The sequence below is a fragment of the Streptomyces erythrochromogenes genome, from assembly GCF_040684695.1.
Lineage (GTDB): Bacteria > Actinomycetota > Actinomycetes > Streptomycetales > Streptomycetaceae > Streptomyces > Streptomyces erythrochromogenes_C.
Window position 1 is genome coordinate 1 of the sequence record NZ_JBFBGM010000019.1, and the last position, 17,534, is coordinate 17,534.

Here is a 17,534-nt window from a genome sequence, read left to right on the forward strand (position 1 = left end):
AGGGTGGCGGCACCGATGAGGGTGCCGGCGGCCAGGAGGGTGGCGAGAGCGCGGCGGGTGGCGAGGGAAACGGACATGGAGGATGAACCCCTTCGACGTCAACAGGCGGCCCCGACCGGTGACATGCCCACCCGTCACCCCCATGCGTACGGGTACGGATGCGTGCCGGTCTGGCCCGAAACGGATCCCGGCGTCTGGCCGAGGAGCCACACTCTGGCCCCGGATCGCGACGATTTCGCGCACATAATTCTCGTGTTGCTCAATCCCGACATTTCCATAACTCTCCCGTGTGACAAGCGATTCGGAGAGTAGTCCCACGCTTACGGAACGCGATTAGGGCGCTACTCTCCCGGCCGGTCGCGCCGCTCCCGCGCGGAGACGGTCACGTGGTCGACCCGCATCGGATGCCCCGGCTGCGTGTCGGGCCCCACGTCCGCACCGTCGGCCTGCGGCAGCTTGCCGCCGACCGCCACGTTGAGGATCAGGAACAGCCCGTGGTCCACGGCCCGCTTCCACGTCGCGGAGTCCATGCGGTCGGCCGTCACCCGGTGGTACACGCGGCCGTCCAGATACCAGCGCACCTCCTCCGCGCCCGGGGCGAGGTCCACCTCCACGGCATACGAGTGGAACGCCGTACGACAGTCCGGGCACGGCTGCGGGCCCGAGGTCAGCCCCACCGGCTCCCTGCACGGGCCGCCCTCCGGGACGCCGCAGTGCATCGAGCCGAAGACGGTGTCCCGCCCGTTCACGGACTCCATGACGTCGAGCTCCCCGACCCCCGGCCACCCCGTGTACCCGTCGCGCAGCGGTGCGCCCAGGGTCCAGAACGCCGGCCAGTACCCGGCCGCCCCGGGCCCGGTCACGTCCGGCAGGGCGATCGACGCCTCGATCCGCAGCGCCCCGCCGGGCGGGGGAGCGAAGTCGGAGCGGCGCGTCTCGATGCGCCCCGAACTCCACGCGCCGTCCTCGCGGGTGGGGACGATCTCCAGCGCGCCCTTCCCGTCCAGGCGGACGTTCTCGGTCGAGTCCGTCATGGTCTCGACCTCTCCGGTGCCCCACTGCGGCGCCGGGCAGCCCGGATAACAAGTACCCACGTCATGGATCCAGTTGGCGGCCGACGGCGGGCTGCCCGCCGGACCGTCGAAGTCGTCCCGCAGCAGCCGCGTCCACCCGCCCGCGCCGTCGGCGCCGTCGGCCGTGCCCGTCGCACCCGCCGTGCCCGCCGGCGCCGCCGGGGGCAGTGCCCCGGCCTCCGTCAGCAGCCGCTCCAACCGGTTGGTCAGGACGACGGCCGCCGCGTTGGTGAGGTGTGCGTCGTCCCGGTAGAGCAGGATCCGGTCGAGCACCGCCGGGCAGGTCGGCCCCTCGCCGGGGCACAGCACCTCGTTCACGCCGACGCTCCGTACGCCGGGCAGCGCGCCGGACGCGATCCGCCGCGCCAGCGGATCAGGCCGCAACGCGTCCGCGCGGCCGAACGCGCAGTCGGCGGGGGAGTCCGGGCTGCCGGAGACGCACGCGGGGACGTCCGTACCCGGTACGGGGGTGTCCTCGATGTAGACCACCGGCACGCCCAGGGCCCGCAGCGGCTCCAGGGTCCTCTCCCAGCCCTCGGCCAGGAGATCCTCGTCCGCGGTGTACCGGTTGAGCGAGGAGATCACGACGAGGCGGGGCCTCGGCTGCTTCCCCAGCCGCTCCAGGGTGTCCGTCCGCCAGGTGTCGCACTCACGGTAGGCACGGCCCAACTGGGGGCTGTCCACCGCCAGCTGCGGCAGCGGGCAGCCCTGCTTGACGAACTCCTGCAGCGCCCATCCCCGCGAGGCGGCCAGCGCCAGCACCGGCGAGAACCACTGCCCGGCGTGCGAGTCCCCGAGCAGGACGATCCGGTCCGGGCTGTCCACCGCACCGAACAGGCACTCCGGGCTGCGCGTCTCGGCCGGGGCGATCTCACAGGGCGCGTCCGGCGGGAAGTCGGCCCGCGCCTGGACCGGACTGGGCACCACCGGGCCGTCCGCCAGTGGCCTCCCCGCCGTCCGGGCCAGCAGCGTGGGCCCCGATGCGGCGCCCGGAGGCAGTCCCTTCGGGTCGACCGGGGCGGCCGGACCCAGCAGGTTCAGGGTCGTGGTGCCCATCACCAGCGCGAGGACGACCGGCAGCACGATCGCCGAGACGCCCACCGACAGCCCGCGGCGGGGGAGTTCGCAGACGGTACGGCTGCGCCGCAGCGGCTGTTCGACCCACCGCATCGCGGCCAGGGCGGGCAGCGCCGCCGCCAGGGTCAGCGCGGTCTTCGCGGGCCAGCCGAGCGGACCGGTCCGGGCCTCGGCGAGCACGAGCACCGGCCAGTGCCACAGGTACAGGTTGTAGGAGAGCCGGCCGACGGCCCGCGGAGCCCGCCCGGCGAGGAGCCGTCCGACCTCGCCGGCACCCGGCGTGTGGCGCTCGCCGCGACCGGGTATCGCGGCCAGGATCACGGCGGCGGTCGCCAGGGTCGGCACGAGCGCCGCCAGGCCCGGGTAGGGGGTGGCGGCGTCGTACGCCACGACGCACCAGCCGATCGCCGCCGCCCCGGCCCAGCCGCCCAGCAACCGCAGTACGCGCGGCCCCCGCATCAGGTGCCAGGGCAGCAGCGCGAGCAGCGCCCCGGCACCGAACTGCCAGACGCGCGAGGGTGTGCCGAGGTACGCGAGGGAGACGGAGTGCTCCGTCCAGTACAGGGACAGGGCGAACGACGCGAACGTCAGCGGCGCGGCGACGAGGAGCACCGCGCCGCGCACGGCCCGGCCCCGCCGGACCGCCCGGGCCGCGCCGAGCACGAGTACGGCCAGCAGCGGGGCCCAGAACAGGTAGAACTGCTCCTCGACGGCGAGGGACCAGAAGTGCAGCAGGGGACTCTGGTCGTGCCCGGCGGCGAGGTAGTCGGTGCGCTGCGACACGAACCGCCAGTTGGCCAGGGAGAGCGCCGCGGCGACGACGTCGTGCTCCACGTCGGTACGGCGCAGCGGTACGGTCAGCAGGGCCCCGGCCACCGCCACCGCGGCCAGCACCACGGCTGCCGAGGGCAGGAGCCGTCGGGCGCGCCGGGAGAAGAAGTCCCCGAGCCGGATCCGGCCCGTGGTGACCGCTTCCCGCACCAGCAGGCCGGTGATCAGGTAGCCGGATATGACGAAGAAGATGTCCACGCCGACGAATCCGCCGGTCGCCCACGGGATCCCGGCATGGAAGGCGAGCACCGCGACGACGGCGACCGCGCGCAGGCCCTCGATGTCGGGCCGGAAGGCGGACCGGTGCGGGCTGGGGCCCGACTCGCCGCCCGAACGGGGGCCGGCCGGCGGGGAGTCGATCGGCAGGGAGCCGGCCGGCGCGGCGGCGCGCCCCCGGGTCCGGCGTCGGCCGGGTGTCAGGAGGAAGGGCATGGTGACGGCGCCTTTCAGCTCAGCCAGGGAAGCATCGGGTCGACCCATCCCGATGCCAGCAGGCCGGTGAGCAGGAGGACCGCGGAGGCGGCGACGGTCTCGGGCCAGCGGCGGGGCAGCACGCCGGAGGGGGAGCCCGGGCGGACCAGGGCGCGGACCCCGGCCCCGGCTCGTGCACCGACCCGTGCGCCGGCCCGGGCATCGACCGGGGCGCGCGGGGAAGACCTCTCGCCCCGGCCGGAGTTCAGCTCGCCCACCAGGTCCCGGACCAGCGGGACGTTGATATGGAGCTGCACCGCCACGTAGAGGAGCAGCCCCCAGTTGGGCTCCCAGCCGTTGCGGGTCACGGCCAGGGCGAGCCCCGCGACGGCCGCCGCGTTGGAGAGCGCCAGCCACACCAGCGAGGCGGCCACCACCCGGCGGGCCATCCCGCCCCGGGACGCCGCCCCCGGTGTGCCGGTCGGCACCCAGGCGGCGCTGCGGCCCCGCAGCGTGTGCAGGAACGCGGTCGCGGCGGCCACGCTCGTCAGGACGTTCGCCCGGATCACCTCCACCCGCCAGCGGGTGCGGCTGACGCGGGGGAGCAGCACGTGCCACAGCCACAGCGGGGCGAGCAGCGGCAGTACGTGCCAGGGCCGGATGTGGTCCGGGTACCGGAACAGCATCACCAGCGGCGGCAGCGGAGCCGCGAAGGTGTTCACGGCCGTGGTCAGGTAGCCGATGATCCCCTCGTAGAAGCACAGTCGCATGCGCCAGGGCGCGCGCATCCTGCGCAGGACGGGGGTGCCGAGGAGGTGGAGGTTGCCCATGGCCCAGCGGTACTGCTGGTTGACGAAGGAGGTGACGCGGTCGGGCGAGGTGCCCTTGGCGACCAGTACCGGCACGTAGAGGGTGCGGAACCCCTTCTCGTGCAGGGCGAGTCCGGTGTAGAGGTCCTCGCTGTGGTCGAGCCGGGCGAAGCCGCCGGCCAGGTCGATCGCGGAGCGCCGGTAGACGGCGTTGCTCCCGCAGCAGATGGCGGCGTCGCTGGCGTCCCGGGACGGCTGGATCCAGCGGAAGAACCACTCCTGGGCGGAGCCGGCCGCGCGCTGGATCCAGCTCATGGACCCGTCGGTGTCGAAGCACTGCGGGCTCTGGACGATGCCGACGGCGGGGTCGGACAGGTAGGGGAGCAGGTGGCGCAGGAAGTCCGGCCTGGGCGCGAAGTCCGCGTCGAGGATGGCGATGAACTCGGCGCTGCTCAGGGTGAGCGCGTGGTTGAGGTTGCCGGCCTTCTTCAGGTGCCCGCGGTCGGGGCGCACGGCGTACGCGAAGCCGTGACCGGCGGCCAGCGCCGCGACTTCGGGCCGGTCGGCGTCGTCCAGGACCCAGACGGTGAGCTTGTCGGCGGGCCAGTCGAGGGCGGCCACCGCGCGGTAGGCGTTGTCCAGGACGGACAGCGGCTCCCCGCAGGTCGGCAGGTACAGGTCGACTCCGGGCGGGGTGGCCGGCCGCCAGGCGCGGACCAGCACCTCGTGGGACTGCCGGGTGAGCCGGCGTTGGCGCAGGCTGTTGGCGCAGGAGAGCGCCAGGGCCACGACATTGAGCCCGAGGACGGCGAGGAAGCCCCACAGGGCGGGTGTCCGCAGGGCGAAGGTGAACATGGTCGCCGCGGTGAACACGAAGGCGAGCGAGGTGGCGATGAGGACCCAGCGGCGTTGCGGTCCGAAGTACCAGTAGAGCTCCTCGTCGGACGGTGGTTGCGGAAGATGATGAACAGTCACGAAGCCCCCCACGGCTGCGCATGTACCCGTTTGACGCGACCCAGCCTAGAGTGAAAGGTATAGACCACTTGCCCGGATCCGGGGCAACGGGCCTAATGAGCCACGGGATTGGCGCGACTCGAATGGTCCAGACCTCTTGGTCTCATCATTCGACCGGCCGCTCCGGGCCGATCCGGGAAGTCCCAGGTCACGCGGGGGTGAACAGTCCTGGAACTCCGGGCCGTCCGCCGGCGCACTGCCTCACGGAGCGCAGTCGCCCCGGTCCCGCTCCTGCCGGAGCAGCTCCGGCAGGTCCGCCAGCCGGTCGAGGCCCCGGACCGGGCCGGCGGTGCGGGCACCCCGGCCCAGCAGGGCGCGGTGGCGGTGCAGGAAGGACCAGTACCCGGCGGTGTAGGGGCAGGCGTCCTCGCCGCTGCGCGAGCCGGGCCGGTAGCGGCAGGGCCCGCACAGGTCGCTCATCCGGTCGATGTAGGCGCCGCCGGACGTGTAGGGCTTCGTCGTCATGCGGCCCCCGTCCGCGTACTGCGACATGCCGACCACGTTCGGCAGCATCACCCAGTCGTAGCCGTCGACGAACGAGCGGTGGAACCAGTCGGTGAGCGCGGCCGGGTCCCAGCCCCGCTGGAGCGCGTAGCCGCCCAGCACCATCAGCCGCGGAATGTGATGGGTCCACCCCGTGTCCCTGACCTGGCGCAGCACCGTCGACAGGCAGCGGGCCGTCACCGCGTCCGCGTCGAGCGAGACCCACCACTGCGGCAGCGGGGCGGTGTGCCCCAGCACGTTGGACGTCCGGTACTCCTCGCCGAAGTGCCAGTACAGGTGCCACACGTACTCCCGCCATCCGGCGATCTGCCGGACGAAGCCCTCGACGGAGTTGAGGGGCGCGGCGCCCGCCCGCCATGCCGCCTCGGCGCGCTCCACGCACTCCGCCGGATCCAGCAGGCCCAGGTTGAGGGAGGAGGACAGCAGACTGTGGCTCAGCACGGGGTCGGCGGCCAGCATGGCGTCCTCGTGGGCGCCGAACCCGGCGAGCCGGTGGTCCACGAAGCGCCGCAGCGCGGCGAGCGCCTCGCGCCGGTCGGCCGGGAAGAGCCGCGGTCCGTCCCGGCCGACGAACGAGACCTCGCCGGACCGCTCCCAGCGGTCGAGGTCCTCCCGGACGCCGGCGTCGATGTCGTCCTCGCGGGGCCGGTAGGGGGCGGGTGCGCCGAGGGCCCGCGCACCCCGCGGCGGCGGCTCCCGGTTGTCGTGGTCGAGGTTCCAGCGCCCTCCGGCCGGCTCGCCCCCGACCATGAGCAGATCGTGCTCCGTGCGCACGTGGCGGTAGAAGTTCTCCAGCCGCAGGCCTCCGCCGGCGTGGCCGGCCGCCCACGCCGCGAATTCCTCGCGGCCGACCAGGAAGCCCCGTGCCGGCAGGACGGTCACGTTGGCGAGCGAGTCCACCAGGCGCGCGGCCGCCCGGGAGGTCGGGTGGAACACGGTGACGGGCGAGCGGCCGACGGCCCGGCGCAGGCCCTCGCGGTAGGTGTCCGCCTTGACGTAGACCACGCGGTCGCCCAGCTCGGCGGCACGATGGCGCATCGCCGAGAGCACCAGGTGCGCCTTGGCCCGGTGGAAGCGCCGCCGCCGGAACACGGCCCGCGATTCGATCATGACCAGGCGGGCGTCGCGCGGGATCCCGCCGTTCCCCGGGGAGGTGAAGGCAGGGCCCAGCTGATCGCCGAAGAGCCAGTGCGCCGCGGTCATGTGGCCGCCCTTCCTCATGCGGTGGATCACGTCGGATTACGTCCTCGTTGTCCCTTCCCGGCTGCCGGGTCTTTCGGACGCACCCCGCATCCTTCGGGACGGCGTCGCATCCGTTCGCGGCGCTCCGGCCGAAGAGGGGACGCAAGAGTGTCCCGAACGGCGGACGCCCCCGGACGAACGCGGAGCGGAGGCTCGATGGGCCGACCCGGACGGTGGCAGGTCGCGCCCGACGCGGGGCGCCCGGACGGGCGCGCCTGCGCGCACCTCGACCTCCTGGCGGACGGGAGCACGGCCCCGGCCGCGCCGTCCGCCGGATGCTCGGGGTGCCTGCCGCGCGGGCTGCCCTGGACCCGACTGCGGCAGTGCGTGACCTGCGGGTACATCGGTTGCTGCGACAGCTCCAGGGGCCGCCACTCCTACGCGCACCACGTGGAGAGCGGGCACCCTGTGGTCGTGTCGCTCGCACCGGACGAGGACTGGGCCTGGTGCTTCCCCGACGAGGTCTTCCTGGTCCGGGCCGGGCGGCACGCCGCGGACCCGCCGGCCGGCGGGACACGGTAGGGACGGGAGGTCCTCATGCGAACGAACGGCACGGACAGGGCGGCGACGGAATCGGTCTGGGACTATCCGCGCCCGCCCCGGATCGAGCCCGACACACGGCACGTGGTGGTGCGGTACGCCGGAGTGGCGCTGGCCGACTCCCGGCGCTGCCTGCGCGTCCTGGAGACCAGCCATCCGCCCGTGTTCTACATCCCGCGGGCCGACGTACGCGCCGAACTCCTGCGGGCCTCGGAGCACCGGAGCGTGTGCGAGTGGAAGGGCACGGCCACCTACTGGCGGCTCGGCCCGGAACTCGGCACCGCGCCCGCGCCCGACATCGCCTGGAGCTACGAGGCTCCACGGCCCGACTACGCGCCGATCACCGGCCATCTCGCGTTCCACGCCGACCGGGTCGAGGCGTGCACCGTGGACGGGGAGCGGGTCCGGGCCCAGCCGGGCGGCTTCTACGGCGGGTGGATCACGGACGAGATCACGGGCCCGTTCAAGGGCGTGCCCGGGAGCCTGGGCTGGTGACCGATCCGGAGGTGGCCCCATGCCCCAGAAGTCGCCCCCCGCTCCGCCGAATTCCCGTGCTTCCCGCACTCCCCGCCTGACGACGGGGGCCGTGGCCAGGCGCCTGGGGATCTCGCCCACCACCCTCAGGTCCTGGGACCGGCGCTACGGCATGGGCCCGGCCGTACGCGACGGCGGCCGGCACCGGCGCTGGACCGTCGAGGACGTCGCCGTCCTGGAGGACATGTGCCGGCTCACCACCTCGGGGGTGTCCCCGTCCGAGGCCGCCGGCGTGGCGCTGGCCCGGGCGAACCGTTCCCCCGCGGCGGACCCCGAACCGGCGCCGGCCGCCGAGACGCGCCGTACCGGCGGCCCCGGACCGGGCGGCGGACTGCCCCTCGGGGACATCCGGCAGGAGTTCCGGGGCCTGGCCCGCGCGGCGGTCCGGCTCGACGGCCCGGCCATGGACGAGCTGCTGGCCGCTCTGGTGCGGGGCCACGGGCTCGTGGCGGCCTGGGAGGAGGTCATCGCGCCGACCCTGCACGCGGTGGGCCGCAAGTGGGAGTCCTCCGGCGACCGCTACGTCGAGGTGGAGCACCTGCTGTCGTGGCACGTCTCCACCGTCCTGCGGCAGGTCGTCGGCCACGCCCGGCCGGGCCCCCGGGACGCGGCGCCGGTACTGATGGCCTGCATGCCCGGCGAGCAGCACTCCCTGCCGCTCGAAGCGCTCGCCGCCGGACTCGCCGAGCGCGGGCTGCCGATGCGGATGCTGGGCGCCGCGGTACCGGCCGAGGCCCTCGCCGCTTCGGTGCGCAGGACCGGGCCGTCCGCGGTGGTCCTCTGGTCCCAGTCCCGGCGCACCGCCGACCGCACCCTGGCCCGCCAGGTCGCCGGGACGGCCTTCGGCGTCCGGGGCGCCCGCACCCGCCCGCTGGTGGTGCTCGCCGGGCCGGGCTGGGGCGGTCGGGCTCCGGGTCCCGGCATGCTCCGCCCGGCCGGCCTGCGCGAGGCACTGGACGTCCTCGCCCGCCACTGCGCGGCCGTGGCCGGCCCGTTGACCACCTGACGGATCCCGCGGCGTGCGCGGCCTACTTCGGCATCAGCACGGTGTCGACGACGTGGACGGTGGCGTTGGACGTCGCGACGTCGCCGCAGACGATCGCGGCCGTGCCGTTGACCTTGTACGAGTCGCCGCTTCCACCGGTGGTCAGCGTGCCGCCCTCCAGCGTCTTGAACGATCCGTCGGCCAGGTCGGCCTTGTCGACCGTCGAGCCCACCACGTGATAGGTGAGGATCTTCGTCAGTGCGGCCTTGTCGGCCAGTACCTTGTCCAGTTGTGCCTTGGGGATCTTGGCGAAGGCCGCGTTGGTCGGCGCGAAGACGGTGATGTCCTTGGCCTTGTCGAGCGTGTCCACGAGGCCGGCCTGCTTCACGGCCGCGACCAGGGTGGACAGTTCGGGGTTGCCCGCGGCCGCCGTGGCGACCGGCTGCCCGGCCATCACGGACGGGCTTCCCGGGCCCTCCTTCGGCAGGGCGGCGCAGCCGGGGCCGAAGGCCTCGGCGGTGTTCGCGGCCCACGCCTGCGGGGCCACGGCCGCGAGGGACAGCGGAAGCGCCACGGCCGCGACGACCGCGCCGACACGGCGGCGTGCGTACGAGATGTTCATGACGTGCTCCTTGGGGCGCCGCGGGCTCACCAGCCCGCGGCACGGGCGACGAAGAAGAAGGCGACCAGGACGGCCCCGATGACGATGAGGACCAGGAACGCCCCCGGGTGTTCCCAGATCCCGCCGTCGCGGCGTTCCTGGTGGGCGGAGGAGATGGATCCCTCGGCCGGGGGTGTCTCTCCCGGCGGTACGAGTGGCGAGGACATGGGTCCTCCTCTCGGCCGGTCATCGGCCCGGCCCCGACCGGGCCGATGACGCGTGGGTGATCACGGTGCACGGATCCCCGAGGACCCCACGGTCACGCGCCCGGGCGCCCCGCTGCAACTCGCAGTGTTTCTGCATCGAAACGGCGGCCCGCCGCCGGGCCGGGAGCGGCGGCGGGCCGCGGTACGGGGCCTACCTGCGGGCGTCGACCACGGCCAGCAGCTTGCCGCTGGTCGGGCTCCGGTCCAGCGAGGCACCGTCGACGGCCTCGACGACCAGGTCCAGCAGCCGCTCCGCGACGGCCGACCGGAGCTCCGGGTAGCCGGCCAGGAACACCTCCCGCAGCCGCTCCGGATCCGTCGCCCCGGTGCGCTCCACCCGTACGGTCAGCCGCTCGCGCGCGTCCGCGGCGTCGAGCCGGACCTGCAGTTCGCCGCGGTGGCCGCCGTTCTCCCCGGCCAGGTCGAGGAAGCGGCGGTGGTTCAGGAAGTACGTCGCCACCCGCATCACGTCACCCGTGCGGCCCCGCAGCTCGAAGCGGGGCGCGTGCCGCCCGCACGGACAGCGGCCCGGGATCTCCCGGCCGAGGTCGCCGATCACGTAGCGGCCCAGCTGCTGGCCGCGCCGGGCGTGCGTGGTGAAGACCAGTCGGCCCGTCTCGCCCGGCGCCACCGGCCGGTCCTCGGCCAGGTCCAGGATCTCCATGGTGTGCAGGTCGGCGTGCAGGTGGTGGACGCCGCCGGTGCTCTCGGTGCACTGGTAGCCCAGGGGCCCGAGGTCGGTGCTGCCGTAGGTGATCGAGCGGATCACCTCGACGCCGAAGGTGTCCTTCAGCGTGCGCTGCTGCTCCGGCGTGAAGTGCTCGCCGCCGTAGAAGACCTTGCGCAGGCCGCCGTAGGCACGCAGCGCGTCCTTCTCGGCGTGCAGCAGCTGCCACAGGTAGGAGGGCATCCCGAAGAGGGTGTCGGCCCCGTGGTCGATGAGCGCCTGCGCCGTCGCCCGGTGGTCGGGGCCCGCCGACAGCGGCAGCTGCACCCCGCCGAGGCGTTCCAGCACGGAGAAGAAGCTGATGAAGCTGCCGTACATGGCGCCGCAGTAGAAGAGGTTGGCGGTGCGGTCCCCGACCGGGTCGTATCCGGCCGCGAGCAGGCCGCGGGCCGCCGCGTGCATCTGGGTGTCGTAGTCGTCGTAGCTGAAGACCGACAGCGCGGGCGCCCCGGTGCTGCCGCCGCTGCGGAAGAACAGCTCGGCATCGGCGCGCGCCACCCGCCGGGCCGGCTCCTGCACGTCCTCCTTGCCGAGCAGCGGGCCCGAGGGCGGCGGCAGGACGACGGGCCGGGCCAGGTCGTCGAGGCAGGCGGTGGTGGCGAAGAGGGCCGGGTCGGTCTGGACCGCGACACGGCGGCTGTAGCGCTGGAGGGCGTACACGCCGTCGTGCGGCTCGCCCGCGTAGCTCTCCAGCATGGCGCCGACCGGTGTCACCCGGGTGACACCCGCGGCCAGGGCGGTGCGCGAGAGCTCGGCGATGTCGGTCCGGCTGCCCGCGAGGCCCGCGGTCTGCAGGTAGCGGCGCATCGGGCGCAGGGTGGCGATCATCCGCTTGCGCGGCAGCGGCTTGACCCAGACGCTGCGGTGCAGGGGCGAGGCGGTGAGCGGGGACCGGGTGTCGGCCATGACCCGCCACGAGCCGTCCGGCGCGGCGAACACCCGCGTCAGACCGAGGTGTTCCTCCAGCCGGGCCATCAGCTCGGTGGTGGTCAGCTCGGCCGCCTCGGCCGGGTCCGGCCCGTCCGTCGCCGCGGCACCCACGGCCGGCGGCCGGGCCGCGAGCACGGCCGCGAACCGCTCGGCGAAGGCGAACACGTCGCCCTCGTCCTCGGTGTCCAGGTAGACCACCTGGGGGCTGGAGCAGGCCTGCTGCTCGTGCAGGCACACGTCGTCCGCGAGGGCGCCGAGCGTGACGGCGTCCGACCAGGCGTCACCCGTCAGGTAGGCGAAGGAGATCCGGTGCCCCCACTCCACGAGCCGGCAACCGGCCGGCACATGGGCCGCCACACCTTCCACGGCGCCCTCTCCGCCCCACACCGCCACCGCGTCGGCGGGCGCGCACATCAGACGCAGCCAGTCCTGTCGGGACGACGGGAACCGCAGTACGACGATCCGCGCGGCCAGCGCGCCACTGGGGTCCAGGGCCGCCAGCTCGGCCATCAGGTGCTGGGTGAGCAGGGTGTCGGCGCTGCTGGTCTTGAGGATGTTGACGTTGCCGGCGAGGAGGCCCTCGACGATGCTCAGCGGTGCCACCGTGGCGGCGTTGCCCGGGGCGATGTGGGCGACCAGGCCGACGGGCGCCCACGCCTCGTAGACCGTCTCGCGCGGATCGGCCCGGTTCAGCCGGCCCGGAGCCGTGTCGCCCAGTTCCCGGCGCAGCTTGCGGGTCAGCTCACGCCGGCCGAGGAGAGCGCCGAGCTCGGCCAGGACCGCCGGGTCCTCGCCCTCCGGCAGGTGTGCGGCGAGCCGGCCGTGCACGGCGTGGTCCGCGTCGCACAGGGCGGCGGAGAGGGCGTCGCAGGCCGCCAGGACGGTCTCGGTGTCCAGTTCCGTCGCCAGCGCGGCCTCGACGGCGGCCGGCAGGTCGGCCAGCCGGCGCCCCGCCTCCTCGTCGCCGACGAAGGAGCCCTGCCAGTAGTGGTGGTGCACGCTCATGCTCACGCCATTCCCTTCATCAGTTCCGCCGCGGCCACGGCGCAGCTCCGGTTGCGGCTCACCCCGGCACGGCCGTGCACGGTGAACCAGGGGGTCTCCAGGTCGCACCCGCACGCCTCGCCCGGCTGCAGGGAGGCGAGGTCGCCCATGACCACGCTCTGCGCCGGCACCGAGGTGATGTACGGCGACACCAGGTGCAGGTAGCCGGGCTCCCCGTACGACAGGGGCTCCAGGTTCCGGGTGGAGCGGATCGTCACCCGTGACCAGACGGGGGCGTGCAGCCGGTGGTGGTCGCACTCGATGTACGGGATGCAGTGCTCCACCGACCCGAAGGTGTCCCGGATCCGCTCACCCGGGATGCCGAGCTGCTCGGTGACGCGCGCGTACAGCTCCTCCTTCTCGATGCGCCGGTCGGCGTGGCCCTTCCAGCCGCCGCCGAGGACGACGAGCGAGCCCTCGGGCAGGCGCAGCGGCGCCATCCCCATGGCCCGCATCCGCTCCAGGGTGAAGAAGAGGAAGGCGGGGAAGCCGAGGATGCGGACGGGGGCGTCCTCCCGCTCGAAGCGGCGCAGCGCGGCGATGCAGCCGAAGGGGTCGAACTCGTGGTCGCCACCGGTGTTGCGCAGCGCGTACTCGACGCTGCGCGCCGGGGCGAAGTCGCAGAGGTAGTTGTCGGTGAAGGCGGTGCCCAGGTTCAGCGACGGGGCCGGCTCGTAGCTGTACAGGAGGTAGTTGACCTCCTGGTCGGGGGTGATCCAGCCGTTGCGCTCGAAGATCCGGGCGACCATGCGCTGAGCGGAGCGGATCGTCCAGTGGTCGAAGAACATCTGCGACTTCTGGCCGGTGGTGCCGGAGGAGGTCAGGTGCAGTTCGACGTCCTCGCGCGGGATGGAGAGCACCTCGTGGCGCTTGAAGAAGTTCGCGTGGACGAGCGGCGTGCGGTACGGCTCCGCCGGGGCGGTCGCCTCGTACAGGGAGCGGAAGAACGGGGAGCGCTCGGTGTGCCAGGCGTTGGTCTCCGCCATGGCGGCGGCGAACAGCTCGTCCACCGCGGGCCCGTGGGCGTAGGGGTCGGCCAGGTCGCACAGCTGTTGTACGTGGGGCAGGAGGGCCGGGTCGGGTACCGAGACCGGCGCGAGATGGGGGTTCATGCGGTTCATGGGGCAACCTCGGATGGTGTGGGCAGGTGCGCCGACGCCCAGGCCGACGCGTAGCAGTCCAGATAGGGCTGGAGGGGCGGTTCGACAGCGACGCCGCGGAAGTCGATCCGCTCGCTGGAGCGGGACAGGACGGCGTAGTCGTGGAATCCGTCGCCGTCCGCCCGCATCGCCGGATAGAGGGCTCCGGCGACGAACCCCTGGGCCAGGAAGGCGGAGAGGGCCTCCTGGTGGGCGAGCGGTACCAGCGCCTCCACGTACCCGGCGCCCGCCCGCGCCAGGGCGCGGGTGACGGGTTCGAGGTGGGCGGCCGCGGCCGCCGGGTCGGGGTGGGCGGTCAGCAGGGAGCAGTACCCGCCGGCGCGGTTGAGGTAGGCGTACACCTCGAACCGGCCGTCCTCGGGCGTGAGCAGCACGTTCGGGGTGTGCAGCGGGTAGAACCAGCCCTCCGCGCCCGGGAAGCGCTCGCGGAAGCGTCGGCGCACGAACGCCGGCGCCTCGATCATCTCCAGCCGCTCGACGGCCCCGCGCGCCGCGGGCGCCGGCAGCGGGCCGGAGGCCGCGCGCACCTGCGGGTAGCCGATGCCGAGGGCCTCCCCGGCCGTGCGCAGCAACGGCAGCAGCACGGCGGGCACTTCGGTGACGGGCACCCGGCGGTCGAGCACACCGGGGGAGTGACGCGCGTAGAGCGCGAGGCTCTCGCGGCTGCGGAGATCCACGGCGTTGGGCAGGATGCCCAGCGGACGGAAGCCGTTGCGGGCGACGACCCGCTGCGGACCGGAGCCGACGGTGCGGACGGTCGCGTACACCGAGTCCAGCCGGCCCGTGTCCAGCATCTGCGCGCAGAGCGCCTCGGTCAGGGTGGCGGCCAGACCGGCCGAGCGGTGCTCGGGGTGCACGGCGATGCCCTCCAGCCGGGCGATGCGGCTGCCGGCCTCGCCGTGGATGGCGGCGGACGCGGCCAGCGCCCCGGTGGCGGCGCAGCGGGCGACGAGCCACAGCGAGTGCGGGTCCGCCATGAGCAGGGCCATCTCGGCCGGGTCGGTGCCGAGCGCCACCGGGTAGTGCGGTCCGTAGACCGCGTAGTAGAGCTGGCGCAGTTCGGCGATGTCGGCGGCGGTGGCCGGGGTGATGACGGGGTTCACCGGGCGCCTCCGACGGCTTCCGGCGCCACCGAGGGCTCGGGCGCGGGCGCACCGGACCCCAGCAGGGCGAGCGCGCAGGCTGCGGGCAGCAGGCCGATGCCCTGCACCAGGCACAGCGTCTGCGGGGAGAGCAGGTCGCCCGCGGAGCCGAACACCAGGGACGCCACCGGCAGGGAGGCTCCCAGGACGGCCTGCATCACGGCGAAGAAGCCCGGCTTGTCGGCGGTGGGCACCAGCCGCTGGAAGAGGGCCACGAAGCGGACGCTGACGGCCCCGGCGCACCACCCGGCCACGGCCAGGGCGCCCGCGACGACCATGCGGTGGGCGAACAGGCCGGGCAGCGCCAGGGCGAGGGCCATCAGCCCCAGGCACCAGGCGCCGGCGACCGTGGGCCGCCCGGGCACACGGGTGCCGGTGAAGGCGCCGACGAGGGCGCCCGCACCCAGCGCGGCCTCCAGCAGGGCGACCGTTCCGCCACCGCCGTGCAGGACCGAGCGGGTGTAGAGCGGGATGACGACGAACACGGCGGCGGTGAACAGGTTCGCCGCGGTGAAGCAGACCAGGATCCGCCGTACGTAGGGCAGTTCGCCGAGGATGCGGCGCAGCGGGCGCTGCGCCGGCGGCGCGTCCGGGCCGGCCGCGGCCGCCACCGCATTGCGGAAGCGGGCGCTCGTGACGAGGAGGGCGGCGCCCGCGTAGGCGGCCGCGCAGCCCGCGGCGAGACCGGCCACACCGGCCCGGTCGACCGTCAGGGCGCCGAGCAGCGCGCCGCCGAGACCGGCGAGGGACTGCGTGGAGAGCTCGAAGCCGGTCGCCGTCTCGATGTCGGCGTCGTCGACGAGTTCGGGCACCGAGGTGGTCAGACAGGGGTCGAAGAACGCCTGGCAGGTGGCCAGGGCGAGCGCGGCGGCGTACACCCCCGCGAGCGGCGGTCCGCCGCCCTGCGCCCACACGGCGAGGCCGCCCGCGGTGAGCGCGGCCAGGCCGGCGGCGGTCCGCAGCACCGAACGGTGGGCGAACCCGGCCACCGTACGGGCCACCACGGGCGCCAGCACCACGGCGGGCAGGGTGCACAGGGCCATGAACAGCCCGGAGGCCGCACCGCGGGCGCCCTGCACGGCGTAGGCGACGATCCACCAGGAGACGCCGACCTGGAACATGCGCACGGCGGCCTGGGTGAGCACCTGGCCCAGCCACACGGCGGCGAAGGCGCGGTTGCGCAGGATCAGCGGGGTGCGGCGGCCGGGGGGCACGGCCGCGGGGACGGCGGGGGAGGCAGGGGAATCGGGGGAAGCGGGGGAAGCAGGCGAGGCGGTCATGCGGTCGGCCTCTCGTCGAGGACCCGGACGAGCTTGCCCGAGCGCGGGTTGACGGCCAGGTCGCGGTGGCGCGCCCACTCCACGGACAGCGGGTGCACGAACCCGGCCCGCACACTGTCCGGATACAGCGGCCGTACGAACTCCAGCTCCGTGACGACGGCCCGCGCGAGGGACTCGCGGCGCTCCGGGTCCCGTTCGTCGCCGGGGGCGGTCGCCAGCCGCAGGACGAGCCCGTCGCGGCCCTCCCAGCGGCGGACGACGAGCTGCAGGCCGACGACCTGCCCGGCGGTGTCGGCCGCGGCCACGGCGTCCTGGGCGTCCTGCGTGTAGAGGGACACGGGCCCGACGCGCACGCCCTCCTCGGCGCGGCCGAGGATCCGGAAGTGCCCGGGACCGGTGCCCGTCCACTCGGCCCGGTCGCCCGCGGGGTAGCGGATGATCGGCATCAGGCGGCGGAACAGGCTCGTGACGACGACCCGGCCGGGGCGGCCCGGCTCGGTGACGGGCTCGTCCGTGGAGTCGTCGAGGATCTCGACGACCGAGTACGGGGTGAAGGCCCGGTGCACCCGCGCGTCGGCGCCGGGCACGGGCCGTCCGAGCAGGCCGGCGTCCACGCTGGCGTAGCCGACGGAGCGGGCCTCCGCCCCGGGGAACGCGGCGGCCAGCAGGCGCCGTTGGTCGTCGAAGAGCGCCTCGCCGCCGAAGAGCAGCAGCTCGACGGAGTCGAGGCGGACGCCGGAGGCGACGACCTGTTCGGCGAGCCGGCACAGGGTGGTGGGCGTACCGGCGAGCACCTGCGCGGCGAGATCGCGCAGCGTGGGGATCGTCGACTCCAGCGGGGCGCCGCCGCCGATGGGCAGGCGGACGTTGTCCACGGGGGCGTGGGCGAGCGAGTCGAGGACGAACAGGAAGCTGGCGTACAGCTCCCCGGCGTAGAAGAGGTCGGCGACGCGGTGTCCCGGACGCAGTCCCGCGTCCACGAGGCCCTGTCCGAAGGAGGTGACGAAGGTGCGCCACTCGTCCCGGGTGTAGACGGAGAACTTGGGGGATCCGGTGGTGCCGCCGGTCTTGTAGACCGTGGCCTCGCTGAGCGGGCCGGTCAGTACGCGGTTGTCGTGCAGGGTGTTGGCCGCCCAGAACGCCGCCTGGTCGATCACCGGAAGGTCGGTGAGACGGTCGGCGTGCAGCGGAAGGGAACCGTAGAGGTCCCGGTAGAAGGGCGAGTTGTGACGGGCGAAACGTATGAGGTCCGAGAGTTGCTGGACGGACATGGGCCTTTGCCTAGGTGACGGAAGTGGGACGGGAGCCACGGTGGGGCACGGCGAGTGCGAGGACTCGCCTGCCGCATCGACCGGTACGAACGG

The 17,534-nt window shown here is 74.2% G+C and carries 13 protein-coding genes; 3 read left to right on the plus strand and 10 right to left on the minus strand.

Features of this window, described 5'->3' with window-relative positions:
- Positions 1-341: 341 nt before the first annotated feature.
- The 3 genes from AB0O53_RS25340 to AB0O53_RS25350 form a co-directional block, all read right to left on the minus strand.
- Complete coding sequence (locus AB0O53_RS25340; protein WP_365198461.1) at positions 342-3,413, minus strand: acyltransferase family protein; 3,072 nt, start codon at positions 3,411-3,413, stop codon at positions 342-344.
- Positions 3,414-3,427: 14 nt separating this feature from the next.
- A complete protein-coding gene (locus AB0O53_RS25345; protein ID WP_365198464.1) occupies positions 3,428-5,176 on the minus strand; it encodes a glycosyltransferase family 2 protein in 1,749 nt (582 codons plus the stop codon).
- Positions 5,177-5,416: 240 nt separating this feature from the next.
- A complete protein-coding gene (locus AB0O53_RS25350; protein WP_365198467.1) occupies positions 5,417-6,922 on the minus strand; it encodes a cryptochrome/photolyase family protein in 1,506 nt (501 codons plus the stop codon).
- Positions 6,923-7,117: 195 nt separating this feature from the next.
- On the opposite strand from AB0O53_RS25350, the gene AB0O53_RS25355 reads away from it, so the two are divergent.
- Genes AB0O53_RS25355 through AB0O53_RS25365 form a run of 3 tightly spaced genes read left to right on the plus strand, consistent with a single transcriptional unit; the run spans position 7,118 to position 9,041 of the window.
- Positions 7,118-7,483 (plus strand): UBP-type zinc finger domain-containing protein, encoded by a 366-nt coding sequence (locus AB0O53_RS25355; protein ID WP_365198470.1) that lies wholly within the window; start codon positions 7,118-7,120, stop codon positions 7,481-7,483.
- Positions 7,484-7,498: 15 nt separating this feature from the next.
- Positions 7,499-7,996 (plus strand): DUF427 domain-containing protein, encoded by a 498-nt coding sequence (locus tag AB0O53_RS25360; protein WP_351002016.1) that lies wholly within the window; start codon positions 7,499-7,501, stop codon positions 7,994-7,996.
- 19 nt (positions 7,997-8,015) lie between these two features.
- A complete protein-coding gene (locus AB0O53_RS25365; RefSeq protein ID WP_365198473.1) occupies positions 8,016-9,041 on the plus strand; it encodes a MerR family transcriptional regulator in 1,026 nt (341 codons plus the stop codon).
- A 22-nt stretch (positions 9,042-9,063) separates the two neighbouring features.
- Here the strand turns inward: AB0O53_RS25365 and AB0O53_RS25370 are convergent, their stop codons facing one another.
- From AB0O53_RS25370 to AB0O53_RS25400, 7 genes are all read right to left on the minus strand, one after another.
- Positions 9,064-9,642, minus strand: coding sequence for a fasciclin domain-containing protein (locus AB0O53_RS25370; RefSeq protein WP_351002012.1), 579 nt, complete (start codon positions 9,640-9,642; stop codon positions 9,064-9,066).
- Between the two features lie 26 nt (positions 9,643-9,668).
- Complete coding sequence (locus AB0O53_RS25375) at positions 9,669-9,848, minus strand: DUF6480 family protein (RefSeq protein WP_351002010.1); 180 nt, start codon at positions 9,846-9,848, stop codon at positions 9,669-9,671.
- 190 nt (positions 9,849-10,038) lie between these two features.
- On the minus strand, positions 10,039-12,549 hold the full coding sequence (locus AB0O53_RS25380) for an acyl-CoA reductase (protein ID WP_365198639.1): 2,511 nt from the start codon (positions 12,547-12,549) through the stop codon (positions 10,039-10,041).
- Positions 12,550-12,551: 2 nt separating this feature from the next.
- On the minus strand, positions 12,552-13,700 hold the full coding sequence (locus tag AB0O53_RS25385; protein WP_351002025.1) for a LuxE/PaaK family acyltransferase: 1,149 nt from the start codon (positions 13,698-13,700) through the stop codon (positions 12,552-12,554).
- Positions 13,701-13,705: 5 nt separating this feature from the next.
- Positions 13,706-14,851 carry a GNAT family N-acetyltransferase gene (locus AB0O53_RS25390; RefSeq protein WP_351002008.1) on the minus strand — a complete coding sequence of 382 codons (1,146 nt, stop codon included), beginning with the start codon at positions 14,849-14,851 and terminating at the stop codon, positions 13,706-13,708.
- On the minus strand, positions 14,848-16,170 hold the full coding sequence (locus AB0O53_RS25395) for an MFS transporter (RefSeq protein WP_351002006.1): 1,323 nt from the start codon (positions 16,168-16,170) through the stop codon (positions 14,848-14,850). The genes AB0O53_RS25390 and AB0O53_RS25395 overlap by 4 nt, the downstream gene beginning before the upstream one ends.
- Positions 16,167-17,441, minus strand: coding sequence for a phenylacetate--CoA ligase family protein (locus AB0O53_RS25400; RefSeq protein WP_351002004.1), 1,275 nt, complete (start codon positions 17,439-17,441; stop codon positions 16,167-16,169). Before AB0O53_RS25400 ends, AB0O53_RS25395 begins: the two co-directional genes overlap by 4 nt.
- Positions 17,442-17,534 lie beyond the last annotated feature (93 nt).

Excerpts from the sequence above, each read along its gene's own strand:
- AB0O53_RS25340 (WP_365198461.1), bottom strand. The coding sequence starts at position 3,413 with ATGCCCTTCCTCCTGACACCCGGCCGACGCCGGACCCGGGGGCGCGCC.
- AB0O53_RS25400 (WP_351002004.1), bottom strand. The coding sequence starts at position 17,441 with ATGTCCGTCCAGCAACTCTCGGACCTCATACGTTTCGCCCGTCACAAC.
- AB0O53_RS25360 (WP_351002016.1), top strand. The coding sequence starts at position 7,499 with ATGCGAACGAACGGCACGGACAGGGCGGCGACGGAATCGGTCTGGGAC.
- AB0O53_RS25350 (WP_365198467.1), bottom strand. The coding sequence starts at position 6,922 with ATGACCGCGGCGCACTGGCTCTTCGGCGATCAGCTGGGCCCTGCCTTC.
- AB0O53_RS25355 (WP_365198470.1), top strand. The coding sequence starts at position 7,118 with ATGGGCCGACCCGGACGGTGGCAGGTCGCGCCCGACGCGGGGCGCCCG.
- AB0O53_RS25380 (WP_365198639.1), bottom strand. The coding sequence starts at position 12,549 with ATGAGCGTGCACCACCACTACTGGCAGGGCTCCTTCGTCGGCGACGAG.
- AB0O53_RS25395 (WP_351002006.1), bottom strand. The coding sequence starts at position 16,170 with ATGACCGCCTCGCCTGCTTCCCCCGCTTCCCCCGATTCCCCTGCCTCC.
- AB0O53_RS25365 (WP_365198473.1), top strand. The coding sequence starts at position 8,016 with ATGCCCCAGAAGTCGCCCCCCGCTCCGCCGAATTCCCGTGCTTCCCGC.
- AB0O53_RS25385 (WP_351002025.1), bottom strand. The coding sequence starts at position 13,700 with ATGAACCCCCATCTCGCGCCGGTCTCGGTACCCGACCCGGCCCTCCTG.
- AB0O53_RS25370 (WP_351002012.1), bottom strand. The coding sequence starts at position 9,642 with ATGAACATCTCGTACGCACGCCGCCGTGTCGGCGCGGTCGTCGCGGCC.
- AB0O53_RS25375 (WP_351002010.1), bottom strand. The coding sequence starts at position 9,848 with ATGTCCTCGCCACTCGTACCGCCGGGAGAGACACCCCCGGCCGAGGGA.